General features: G+C 52.0%; 8 protein-coding genes. 2 read left to right on the forward strand and 6 right to left on the reverse strand.

Annotated features, from left to right (window positions below):
* Nucleotides 1-470 precede the first annotated feature (470 nt).
* Together acpS and MK110_05825 are read right to left on the reverse strand one after the other, a co-directional pair.
* On the reverse strand, nucleotides 471-845 hold the full coding sequence (acpS, locus tag MK110_05820; GenBank protein MCH2210798.1) for a holo-ACP synthase: 375 nt from the start codon (nucleotides 843-845) through the stop codon (nucleotides 471-473).
* 245 nt (nucleotides 846-1,090) lie between these two features.
* On the reverse strand, nucleotides 1,091-2,299 hold the full coding sequence (locus tag MK110_05825) for a 2,3-bisphosphoglycerate-independent phosphoglycerate mutase (protein MCH2210799.1): 1,209 nt from the start codon (nucleotides 2,297-2,299) through the stop codon (nucleotides 1,091-1,093).
* 604 nt (nucleotides 2,300-2,903) lie between these two features.
* Between MK110_05825 and MK110_05830 the strand changes: the two genes are divergently transcribed.
* Entirely contained in the window at nucleotides 2,904-3,506 is a 603-nt protein-coding gene (locus MK110_05830; protein MCH2210800.1) for a DUF309 domain-containing protein, read from the forward strand.
* Nucleotides 3,507-3,695: 189 nt separating this feature from the next.
* The gene (purD, locus tag MK110_05835) at nucleotides 3,696-4,973 is read left to right on the forward strand and encodes a phosphoribosylamine--glycine ligase (GenBank protein ID MCH2210801.1); all 1,278 of its coding nucleotides are present in this window, start codon (nucleotides 3,696-3,698) and stop codon (nucleotides 4,971-4,973) included.
* A 396-nt stretch (nucleotides 4,974-5,369) separates the two neighbouring features.
* Here purD and MK110_05840 read toward each other — a convergent pair whose 3' ends face one another.
* The 4 genes from MK110_05840 to MK110_05855 all read right to left on the reverse strand — a co-directional run bounded on the left by MK110_05840 (nucleotide 5,370) and on the right by MK110_05855 (nucleotide 12,215).
* Entirely contained in the window at nucleotides 5,370-8,384 is a 3,015-nt protein-coding gene (locus MK110_05840) for a hypothetical protein (GenBank protein ID MCH2210802.1), read from the reverse strand.
* A 384-nt stretch (nucleotides 8,385-8,768) separates the two neighbouring features.
* Nucleotides 8,769-10,367: a hypothetical protein gene (locus tag MK110_05845; protein ID MCH2210803.1), complete on the reverse strand. Its 1,599-nt coding sequence runs from the start codon at nucleotides 10,365-10,367 to the stop codon at nucleotides 8,769-8,771.
* A 289-nt stretch (nucleotides 10,368-10,656) separates the two neighbouring features.
* Nucleotides 10,657-11,295, reverse strand: a complete 639-nt coding sequence (rsmG, locus tag MK110_05850) for a 16S rRNA (guanine(527)-N(7))-methyltransferase RsmG (protein ID MCH2210804.1) — start codon at nucleotides 11,293-11,295, stop codon at nucleotides 10,657-10,659.
* Nucleotides 11,292-12,215 (reverse strand): sugar phosphate isomerase/epimerase, encoded by a 924-nt coding sequence (locus MK110_05855; GenBank protein ID MCH2210805.1) that lies wholly within the window; start codon nucleotides 12,213-12,215, stop codon nucleotides 11,292-11,294. The genes rsmG and MK110_05855 overlap by 4 nt, the downstream gene beginning before the upstream one ends.
* Nucleotides 12,216-12,286: the final 71 nt, after the last annotated feature.

Below are 12,286 nucleotides of genomic sequence, written 5' to 3' on the forward strand. Positions count from 1 at the left end.
AAATTTTCTCACCGAGCCACATTGGCACACAAACAGACCTCGAAGTGCATTTTACTCAGGGAAACAAACGGAAACCCCCAAGTCAATTCGCGGGCGTCGATACGACGCAAAGCCAGTACCTGCTTCGAGTAATGTGCATTTGTTATTTAATTATTTTATCAGGCGAATGAAACGAAATCAATCAGTGGCTCGGCGTCTCTGACCGACAGAGAACCAAGACAATACAGGAGCCAGGTCTGCCGCAGAGAAGTCTGGTCGTCACCGAAGACGTCTTATTCTTCCAGCCGCAATATCCCTGTTTACACCGTATGAGTTCATGTCGTTACCATTGTGGTGCACTGTCCGGTTCATCTTCAAACAGGCAAATTTGACACAAACCATTGAACCGGGAGCGAGTGATCGTGCCTGTTCAGCGTGCGCAACCGCCCTCTCAACCTGTAATCGGGTAACGGAACCGATTTCCATTGGTGTTACAGACCGATTGCTGTCGCTGTGGCATAAAGCTTGGCGTGTGAGATGCTGACCAGGATCCGTTGAATCTGCTGCTGTACCGCATTCCGGGCAGCCTGACCGGACAACTCGATGGCAGGCTGGCCGGTGTGAAGCGACAGAACCTCTATATCGTGAAAAGTAATCCCTCTGACGAACCCGGTTCCCAGCACTTTCACCACCGCTTCTTTTGCAGCCCAGCGACCGGCAAATCGGACTGACGAATCTTTATATTTACAGGCAAATTCGATTTCCGCCGGGGTAAAACAACGCTGCAAAAACGAATCTCCGTGCCGATCAATCATCCTGCGGATCCGCTCGATCTCTACGATATCCGTGCCAATGCCTCTGATCATTTGATGGCTGTCTCCTGCATTGCAATCTCTTTCTCCTGTCCCACACAGCGGAGTCAGACACTCAGGTTAACAGGACACCCCGGTGTGGTAGCAACCGCAACACAGACCGGCACGAGCCGCATAAAGCGGTGTTTGCGGGCTGATTCGCACAACGGAGCTTCTGGTTTGTACTTACTTTCCGGACTGGCACGACTAATTCAGCACACCGGTAGACGCGCATTCGGAATCGTAAATCGGATTTCACATCAGGCACCATACTTGTCCAGTCGCCCAGCATGGGCCAGTGCATGCAGCATCAAATACTTCGATTCAAACTGTCCAAGTTCACCCGCTCGACAAACCGATTCACCAAACGATTCGGATCCGTCATATCGACAGTTGTCAGCAACAAGTAACGTTGGAACGGCATGTCCACTGTGAGACTTCATTTTAGCCGGAGTACTATGATCACCGGTTAGAATGAATACATCTGGATTCAGTGCCGTCATCGCGGGGATCGCCGCATCCAGATCTTCAATCCGCTGTACCTTGCCATCAAAATCCCCGTCCTCACCGGTACTGTCCGTGTACTTGAAATGCACAAAGAAAAAATCGTAGGCGTCCCAGTATCTTTCCAGACAGTTCATCTGGTCGGCAAGCGTATTTCCTGCATCCAGCACATCCATGCCGACCAGTCTCGCAAGTCCCCGATACATGGGATACACGGCAATCGCTGCTGCCCGGGTCCCGTAAACTTCTTCAAACGTTGGTATCGGCGGCTTCTTCGCAATACCTCGCATCGTAAGCAGATTCGCCGGTGCGTCGTCTTTGAGGATATCAGCAGCCCGATCCAGAAAATCCTTACAAATCCGGGCAGTCTTCACTGAGGCATCATCGTTTCCGTGAGGTGAAATCGGCGCAACGCCTGTCTGTTGCGGGTCAGTGTCGTCAACGTCACCGCCGAGTCCGGATGCCCGGAACACCACCACAAGTCGATATTCTTTAACGTGACGTACGAACACTTCCACACCAGGAATCTGAATCCTGTCCAGCTTCTCACAAAGCCGGGCACCAGTGGCACTGTCAATTCTCCCTGCACGTCGATCGGTAATGATCCCGTCGTCGTCAACCGTGCAAAAGTTACCTCGAATTGCGACATCGTCAGAACCAAGGTCAAAGTCGATTCCCAAACCTTCCAGTACACCGCGGCCAATTTCATATATCAGCGGATCGTAACCAAACAGACCCAGATGTCCGGGACCGCTTCCTGGAGCAATCCCAGGCAGAACAGGAACACTCAGCCCCGTAACACCATGACGTGCCAATGCATCCATGTTGGGAGTACGAGCGGTCTCAAGTTCGGTTTTTCCGCCAGGCTGCATTGGCAGTCCCCCCAGCCCATCGCTTACGCACAGAACGATCCGGGTGTCATTTTGACGGTGCAGGTTTCGGGTCAGTCGATGAATATCAGTCATGTCAATCTGGCAACTCATGGAGTGAAACCGAGAGCCATTTATTTCATGGCATTTGAAACGGACGGCAGGTGCCGCTGTCCTCGAAATGTACCAAATTCCCGCTTTAGCACAGACTGATACTGAATCAGGAGTACCGAATTCTGCTGATCGGACAGGACTGAAAACCTTTTATTTTCTGTACAGAAGGCATTTCCCTCTAACCACAGATGAAAAGATTCGTACACCGTCTCGTTTTTCTGCTTCGTGGCAGACACCGACTACCGACAAAAAGGGGACACTTAAGACCTATAAGAAATACAGGAGTAATAAAACACTAAAAAAACATAGGCAATCTTGTCCATCAACTCGGATTCAGAGAGTTCAACAGTCGGAATCCCGCGATTTCATCAAAGAAGTACTCGAAGTGGTACGGAATCGCGGTAAATTCGGTGTGTGAAATTCGTCTGATTTATTAATCAGTAACTGTAAGTATCCTGAACAACAGATCTGGTTTCTTCGAGTTCGATTTCTGCCTCTCAAATCCGGGTTGTGGCATGTTTGCTCACCGGACGGCAGAAGGGCTGTCGGAACCCGAACTCCTGGTTCATTCAACGGAGTCTGAACTATGATTAAGGCTGATGAGGAATTTTCCCGTCTGCTGCCCGCGATCACCCCTCCTGATTACGCCTTCTACCCTGGATCCGGTCTTCCTCATCCGATTCGCGATCCCAAGGGCCATAGCTACGGACGTAAACACACTCTGGGCAGTGGTCCAAAGGCACTTTGCAACGAAACGTGGGCCGACAACCGAAATTTTCTGCTGGCCATCGACTTTTTCAACATGGGTTTTTACTGGGAAGCTCACGAAGAGTGGGAGCGTTTATGGCGAGTTTCCGGAGCCGACACAACGGTTGGTCGTTTCCTGAAAGGACTCATCAAATTGTCAGCAGCCGGCGTGAAAGTTCGTGAGCGCAGTATTCACGGTGTTCGACGCCATGCAGCCTCAGCTGGTGAGATGTTTGCGGATGTGGCGGCCGAAGCCGACATGGACGCGTACTGCGGACTTGAGTTTACACGACTGCAGTTTGCAGCAGATCGCGCAGCTCAGCTGGCTTATAAAACTGAGCACACTCCCGGGGCCCCGGTACGCGTGTTCCCATTCCTGCTGGAACCTCAGATGGAAGAAGCTGAAAATCCGGGTAAACCGGGGGCAGTCAGTCAACTGTAGGTTGCCCCGCCGGGAATCCCGGTTCTTAGGCGGCTTCTACTCGAAATCCAGGACAACTCGCGGTACTCTGCCGCGAGTTTTCTTGTGCGCTGAAACCTTGGTCAGTGATCGAATTTCCTTCCATCGAACACGAGAAACCCCCGAAGTGTTTCTGATCACGCAAGTCTCACAGCAATGGAGTTTATCGGAATGAAGATTCTTGTGGTCGGGAGTGGAGGACGTGAACACGCACTGGTGTGGAAGCTGTCAAATTCAGCTCACGTCGAAAAGGTTTACTGTGCACCGGGAAATGCCGGTACCGCGTCAGATGGCGAAAACGTACCAATTCCGGCGACGGATATCGGAAAGCTTCGAACATTCGCCAAAGAAAATAACGTCGATTTAACCGTGGTTGGACCGGAAGTACCGCTCGTTAACGGCATCGTCGACGATTTCCAGTCCGCCGGTCTGAGGATTTTCGGACCGTCACAAAAAGCAGCTCAGCTAGAAGGCAGCAAAGTCTTCGCCAAGGACATCATGCAGCGGGCAGGAATTCCGACGGCCGCCTATCGAGCATTTTCCGGAGTAGAAGAAGCTGCGACCTGGATCGACTCGCAGGAAGAAGGACCACTGGTGGTAAAGGCGGATGGACTAGCAGCAGGTAAAGGCGTTGTGATGTGCAACAGCCGACGTGAGGCCACAGCTGCGGCCACGGAAATGCTCCAACACGGTCAGTTCGGTGACGCCGGTCGCGAGATTATTGTCGAAGAACAGCTTGTCGGTCATGAAACCAGTATTCTGGCGATTGTCGACCGTGATACGATCATTCCGCTGGCCACTTCACAGGACCACAAGCGCGCCCTCGATGGTGATCAGGGACCCAATACCGGAGGCATGGGTGCGTACAGCCCGGCTCCGATGGTGACGGAAAAAATCATGGACGAAATCGTCAGCAGGATTCTTGTCCCCACTGTTCATGAAATGAAGGTTCAGGATTGTCCCTTTTCGGGGATTCTGTATGCCGGTTTAATGCTGACAAAGCAGGGACCCAGGGTACTTGAATTCAATGTCCGATTTGGTGACCCCGAAGCTCAGCCCGTACTCATGAGGCTCAGGTCTGATCTGGCTCAGGTCCTGTCACTCGCCGCTGACGGGCGTCTTGCAGAAATGGAATCACTGGAGTGGGATCCGCGCCCCGCTGTGTGCGTTGTCATGGCTTCCCACGGATACCCTGGCGATTATGAAAAGGGTCATCTGGTCAGTGGAATTCACGAAGCGGATCAAATGCCGAATACCAGAGTGTTCCACGCCGGAACAACCAAGAAAGCGGAGACAGTCCTCAACTCGGGTGGCAGAGTCCTGGGAATCACAGCCATGGGGGACAACATCCAGGATGCGAAAGCAACGGCGTATGCTGCCACAGAAAAGATCCACTGGGACGGTTGTTGGAAACGCAGCGATATCTCTGACAAATTCTTTCAAGCATAGTCCGCAGACTGATACGGACTTTCACCACAGATACGCTCAAGGCGTTTATTGTCTGACAAGCCGCTTTGACAACTGTCGGGCTGTGTCCGATTTTGAACGATCCGGATATTGCGGATTCACCCGCTGCCGAACTCAGTACACGTCAACGCACACTGTTCGGTAGCTCTTTCTTTTACCGTTAGGTCAAGTTCAGTTATTTTTTAACCGGTGCGCTAAAACTTTCAGATTCTGCGATCAACTGCTCCGGTAAACAACTCCATCACACAGGACTGATCACCGCATGTGTGATCATCGGTCCAGGCAACATTTTGACTAATTCAAAATGGGAGAAAACCAACAGCACTCGATGCTCTTGGCCGTAGTGATCTCCATCACATTCATGCTGTCGTACGCTGCCTACGGTGACTGCAGTCCCATCAGGTAACTAAGATTTGTGGGTGACGGCGGGCCCAGTCGTGGTTCCAGAGAAAAGGCAATGCCCACGTTATCTTTGCTCGTGTCAATTCCGAAGCCCATGTGAAACACAAAGTCCAGTCCAACTCTGCTCAGCGTCACCGATGAACCGCGGGATTCGTCCTGCCCCACGTCGTAGGCAACCGCTGCCGTGGAAATCCATTTCGGACTGATCTGATAGCTGTAGCTGGCCGTGATAATTTCACTGACCAGGAAGTTCCGGGCTTCCACATGACGGTACGCGAGATAGACACTGCCGCGCGTGCTTCGCTGGTTAAGCAGACCAACGTTCCAGTAACTCTGCCGATTGGCGAAGAAATCCCGGACACCATCAGCCAAAAAGCTGGTTCGGTCGTTGAGATTCCAGCGATAGTTACCAAACAGCAGACCAAAATCTTCCCCGAAATTATCTGTACCGGCGTCTGGAAAATACGAAACTCCGGATTCCCAAATCATCCAGTCACGAATCCCGGGATTGTGCTCCGGGCCCACTTTTGTCTGCAGCCGATTACGCCAGCGCAGCCGGACAACCTGCTGATCTTCCACCAGTTCATGATAAGGAGCACTGACCCATAACCCGGCACCATTGCGAATAGCATAAAAACGGGGATCAAACTGAGCCGGGACCAGTCCCGGATAGATCTGCAGTACAGCTCGGTTGCGCAGTCGTTCCTGTGAGTTTTCATCAATCTCATTGTATTGAGCGATCTGTCCCAGATTCTGCGACGCATCGGTATAGGAATACTCAAGGATATTTTCACTCCTGTGCGCAAGCCCGTTTAAATTGAAGAGCTGACTTTGCACAAACGGCATCACCCTGGCTGCAGCAAGTGTTGCTCTGATTCCGACGTTTCCGGTTAGTCGGCCGATGTCACCAGCGACAAGACCTTCGTTCCAGAACGCAGCTTCTCCCATGGCCCACGGATTGAAGTTCACCGGGCCAAGCATGAATGGAACATCGACCCGATGTCTTGACATGGCAACGATTCCATCGGCGTCTCGTACATAAGGAGTGCCAAGCAGTGTTGGTGAAAACGGATCCGCGGGGTCGTCAGGCAGGTTCGTTGGATCCAAATGGGCGTAACCGGCACTGCTGTGGGAACTCCAGTAGGCCCGATCATTCAGGAACGGAACCGAGAAGCTATAGATATCACCGCGCGGCAGCCACTCCGTCGTTGTTTCAAATGGATTCAGTCTTGGACGAATGAACATACCGGCACTGAAGTGCCCGGTGTCCTGCCGAATCCCGGCAATCGTTTCGACATCTTTACCTTCGTCGAATTCGACCTCACTGAACTGCTCCAGATAGTTGCGATCGGACAGGAATCCGATTTCACCGAACAAAGTGACTCCGCCGCTGGTCTGCTGCCGGTGCCTCAGAATGATTTGACCTCGATTCTGATCCCCGGGCGTCAGATTGCGTCGGTCCAGGCCCAGGACGTCCCGACCATCATCTCTCTGGTAGACAGCTTTGCCTTCTCCTGCAACCTGTTCCATACGATTCAGAAAGTCGTATCTCCACTGAGTCCCGACTGCCGGACCGCGTTTACTGTAGTAGTCAGCCAGCAAATCCCATTCCGCCCCTGTCGGAACGGTAAACGGAAAAATCTTTGTAAGGTCCCACACCGTGTTTACCTGGAAACCGAATATACGATCCTGTCTTGCAGAAGCACGACGAATCGGAATACCTGGATCCTCAGCAGGAAAACTGAGTCGGGGAACGGAAAGCAGCGGAGTATCACCAACAATCAACTTTGAATTCTCTACCGTTGCCCAAAGCGGCGGATCGGAACCGGATTGTCCCGTAACCGAATTGAATCCGGTCCATGGTGTTTGAGGTCCCGGACTCACAAAAATATTTTCTGACTGAAGTCGATATCCCGGTTTCCCGTACGGACTGGTGGTGGTCCACGCGTTTTGCGCGTGAAATCGATCGGCCGCAAGCTGCCGCAACCGTTCAGCATGGATTCGGATTTGTTGTCCGCTGTCTGCGACAACTGCCCGCAGTTCTGCATCCAGGGCAAGAATTCGTCCGCTGGCTGCATCATAGAATGCCCGTGACGCCTCAATCGTGCCCCGGCTGTGCCGGACCACGATATTTCCTTCCAGATACACCTGGAATCGAGTGTCCGCCGTCTGAATCAGTGGCAGACCATTATTCAGGTCTCCCTCATTCGAAGGCGGCTTCTCCATCCAGATCACCACCCGGTCGGCCGAAAGATCGACCACCGTGTACACAGGTTGCCCGTCAATCGTAATCTGCGACCCCTCACACAGCACATTGACCCCCCCGGTGATCACGTAAATATTCTCCGGCGGGATACTGCCGGATTCCACCACCTGAACATCAAACGGCTGACTGGACCTGCGCCGAATCTGAATACGTCGCGTTGGCGTCGACGAAATGGTCGGCTTATCACTACCCGACAGTGAAAAAGGATCCTCTGCAAAAGCAAATTGGACATCTCTGCTTTCACTGCGTTCATGAGGAAACGCCATTGGCCGGGCCCAGTCCAGTACTGCGTCCTGTTTCTTCTGCGTGTAGCGGTCCCGAACCTGTGAACCAAGAGCATGAACAGACTGCAGCCTAATCGTACGTTCCGAGGCATAGCTCCGGCGACCGCAATGTTCCAGCACCCCCCGGACAGCTCGGGATTCTCTGGCTACGACACGTGCATCTGTTACACCGTCCGGTGTGATCTGCACGAAAACCACGATCGTCTGTCCCTGCAGCCGCAATTGTCCCTGAGTTAATACAGCACCACCGAGAAACGAATGCGCAGTGATTCCGTCTCCACAATCGTAAATATGCTCAATCGGCCCCTCGACCTGAATTGGCTGCTGAATGTCATTATCCAGGACGACGATATCTTCCTGCGCGCGCAATGCGGCACAAGTCAACATGACCGTAGTCAGCAGACCCAACAGGCGAAGCCAGGGGCGCAGGAGAGATGACATTCGAAAGAAAGTACACAACACGGCAACGCGGCGTTGTGAACGGAGAGATTGGGAACGAGACAAAGAATGAGGGCCGCAGCCCGCAGGAATCACGAGCGGAAAGAAAACCCGCCACTCCATCGGAACGGAGCCAACTAACACAAACCGGAGAATCGGACCGAACCACTGTAAATATACGGCCTATTCAAAACTTCGGTCAATAGCGACCGTGCCGGCATAAGTGGCTTAAGTCATTGCCTGTATAAGGTTTAATTCCAGTGTGCATATGCCCGGTGGACAACGCTCTGTTCGGCAGAAATCACCGGAATTAAAAAAGCCCGACAGACTGACCTGACGGGCTTGATTGTGCTCGCGGCGGTTACAGCGAACGGGTGTTTTGTTTGCTTACGGCTGCAAAGGACTTTCAAGTTCATAGAGATACGCATTAATGTCCCGTGCCAAAACTCCGATGTGCCCGCGATCGTCCGTACGACATCTTGTCAGGTACCTGTAGACGTCCGACCACGCGGAGTTCAGGTCCGTCGCCTCACGTCGAAGCTCAGCCAGCGTCGGTCGACTTTGCAGCAACCGATGCATGCGTCGACACCCCTGTACAAATCGATCCATTGATTTAAGGGCGTCTGCCCGATAGGACTCACGGTCACGTTCCAACCAGTTATTAACATCGAATTTCAGATGATCGGCAAAATTCTCCAGTGCCGCCGCCGTCCTGATCAGACGTCGCGTATCAATCGTGGCAATAGTCCCGGATATATTCAACTCCGCACGCAACGAAGCGATGCTTGATTCGATTTCCTGCAGGACCACTTTTCCGGCTGAACTCCGGAGTGCAGAGAAAGAACGAATGAACGCGTTACCGTATTCTTCCACGTAACCATAGTTATCAAGAAGTGTTACGTCGTCATCATTGTTGTCAATGCTCTGTTTGAAGTGCTGTACCGTGCCATAGAAGTCATGCGCGGTTTCCAGAATGGATTCCACATTTTTCAGGTGAACGACAAGTTTCAGAGGAGTCCTCGTAAAGAACTCATCAACACTGGAAATCAGTGAATTCGCGAGCTGATGCAGGTGTTCCCGACTCGTGGACTTGTCGAGCCAAAGCAGGTCATGAATCCTGCTGTCTACATCGGAAATACGTCGCGTACTGCGACGAACGTACCTGTTATCGATCTCTCTAAGATCTCGCAGCAGAGATTCCCACTGTGTCGAGAATCGTTTGTATTCACGGACAATCTGATCATACCCCTCACCATCAAGAACGAGGTCTTCCATGTAACGGGACTGTTGGCCAAGTTTTCTGGTCACGTAAATTACTTCACTGGAACGGTCATTACTTCGGGGGTCCAACTGCAGCTCATCGAGAAGATTTTCCAGCATCGACTCCAGACCCGCAAACTGCGTGACAAGAGCTCGCCGATCCACCGGAGACGACAGTTTGAACATCTCCTCCATGGAACGTTCGATCCGATCGATACGGTCGACGATATCCAGAGTCTTGCGACTTATGCGAGGTGACTGGCCAAGCTGATGCGACAGGAGACGCCAGTCTGTGTTCAGCTTCTGAATTCCTGGAAACAAACGACTCAGATCTTCGGCGTTTTCCAAATCCTCCACGGCATACGACGCAATCCCTCTTAACTTGGCCACATCACGCAGGCTGCGTTGAAGTTCCGGATTACGGGACGCATCGCTGCGCAGCGAATTGTAAAGAATCCGAGCCTCGGCAACGGCTTCTTTGAGCAGATTAGTCAGCGAGCGTTTATTAATCCGGGACAGGTCGATCGGTGGCTGGGTACTGAAACCACTGTTTCGCAAATCGTCCAACCCGGGATCCCGACGGCCGGAATCACCGAGAACATCTTCAAAATTCCTTTCCAGAGCACTCAATCGGGTTCGTTGACCGACCGCAGAAGTCATCAGAGACAGCGATACGACCCCCGCAACGACTGAACGGGCCCGGAAACCTAATCGACTGACCTGCATTTTGGATTCCTTTCCAGATGACACCGAATCACGGCGACCTTTGTCTTCCACGAAGAGAGTCCGGCCAGGGGGAACATTCCTGGACGGCAATATCAAATGGCCACACAGGCGAAAGTTTAGGAGAAATTCACATTTCACCGAAACAGGAGTTTTTCAGGATGGCGGAACAGGATCTGCAAACGTTTTTTCAGGAAAAACGTGAGGTTCAGAAGATAATTCCGGCAGAAAATACCGGAAACGGAGGAAACAAACCGGCTTTGAAACCTCTTCACTGTTTCTCGCAGATTGGCTACCGGATCCGAACCTCCAAAACAACACTGCTGCCTGTTCGCCCTGGCGTTGTGTATTCAGCGACCACCTGGATCTCATCGGCAGCAAGTAATCCTGCCTGCGACGCCTCGTCATACTCGCGGGCCCAGTTCGGCCCCTTAACCAGCAAAATTCGGCCAATACGATTTCGGTGAGGACGAAACCATCGGATCAATTTTTGCAGAGGAGCCACTGCTCGCGCGGTGATGGTATCAAAGGAATGACTGAACAGAACGTGTTCAGCTCGTTCCGCAAATATGTCAATCGGCAGCCTCAACTGAGCGACTATTTCTCGCAAAGCATTCGCTTTTTTCTGAGTACTTTCGCACAGAGAAACCACGATGCCTGGATTCAGGATGGCCAGCACGATACCTGGCACTCCTCCGCCTGCTCCGACATCCAGAACCGATTCCCCGGACTGCAGGTGCGTCTCCAGCTGCTGACTGTCATTCAGATCTCGTGTCACGAATGCTTCAAAATTCGTGTGTCGAGTCAGATTAAGCCGACTGTTCCAGCTCCACAGGGACTGACAGTACTGTTGCAAAAGCAATTGCCGGTCGTCGGTCATCACAACTGAATGGGCAAACAGCACATCCTTCAGCGTATCAGGATCACTCACGCGTCCAGTAACCCGAAGACCTGATCCATTTGTGAGGAAATTTTTCTCAGCCGGACGGGATCGCCTTTGCCAACTTCGGCAGCCGCCCATCCCGTAAAGTTAATTTCCAACAGGGCCTTTCGAACATCACCCCAGTCAAGATCCCCCTGGCCGATGTCGGCAAACCTGTCCTCGACCCGTGAAAACCCCTTGAGATCCAGCTTAACAATGCGTTTTCCCAGCTGCCGGATCCAGTCTCCCATGCTGCCGTATTTCCAGTGATTGCCAATATCAAACTGCATTCCAACCCATGGTGAATTCAGCTCATCAATGAATTCAACATACTTTGCCGCCGTTTGGTTACAATCGCCCGCGTGGTCATACATAAAGTGGTTCCAGACGTTCTCAATTGCAATGAACACTCCCAGTTCCGCTGCCAGTGGAATGGCCTGGGAGATGTTGTCAACACCTCGTTTCCATATATCTGCTTGTGAACCGTCTTTGCCGTGTCCGGCAACCAGCAGCACAGTGTTGCCACCGACCAGGTGAGTCTCTTCCAGCGAACGTTTAAGGGCTTCCAAAGCTTTTCTTCGCACGTCCGATGACGGATCTGTATGACGCACAACCCAGTGATTGGATATTACAGCTCCATCAACAGGCAATCCGCTTTTTTTAATCGCTTCATTTGCTGCGGACACATCAAGCCCAGGCGTTTCGATTTCCACTCCGTGAAATCCAGCTTCTTTTGCAGCAGAGAACCTATCTGTCAATTGTCCCGGAACATCGATCATTCCGATCTTAAGTGTTTTGTAGAGGCGACCTTTGAGAGACGTTGGAGACGATAATTGAGTGGCGGATGCTGACGGCAGCAATAATGAACCGGCAACAAGACCACCAGCTGTACCAACCGATTGCTGAATAAACATTCTGCGAGTAGTCATCGGATCGATCCGCATTCAAAGGCAGCAAATGAACAGCAGCCATAGATCGTAGTTTTATGACAGTGCGGTTA

This window comes from Fuerstiella sp., from assembly GCA_022447225.1.
In the GTDB taxonomy this organism is placed as follows: Bacteria; Planctomycetota; Planctomycetia; order Planctomycetales; family Planctomycetaceae; genus S139-18.

What these genes read in the sequence shown, in the direction of transcription:
- acpS (MCH2210798.1), bottom strand. Translation starts at nt 845, where the DNA reads ATGATCAGAGGCATTGGCACGGATATCGTAGAGATCGAGCGGATCCGC.
- MK110_05825 (MCH2210799.1), bottom strand. Translation starts at nt 2,299, where the DNA reads ATGACTGATATTCATCGACTGACCCGAAACCTGCACCGTCAAAATGAC.
- MK110_05830 (MCH2210800.1), top strand. Translation starts at nt 2,904, where the DNA reads ATGATTAAGGCTGATGAGGAATTTTCCCGTCTGCTGCCCGCGATCACC.
- purD (MCH2210801.1), top strand. Translation starts at nt 3,696, where the DNA reads ATGAAGATTCTTGTGGTCGGGAGTGGAGGACGTGAACACGCACTGGTG.
- MK110_05840 (MCH2210802.1), bottom strand. Translation starts at nt 8,384, where the DNA reads ATGTCATCTCTCCTGCGCCCCTGGCTTCGCCTGTTGGGTCTGCTGACT.
- MK110_05845 (MCH2210803.1), bottom strand. Translation starts at nt 10,367, where the DNA reads ATGCAGGTCAGTCGATTAGGTTTCCGGGCCCGTTCAGTCGTTGCGGGG.
- MK110_05855 (MCH2210805.1), bottom strand. Translation starts at nt 12,215, where the DNA reads ATGACTACTCGCAGAATGTTTATTCAGCAATCGGTTGGTACAGCTGGT.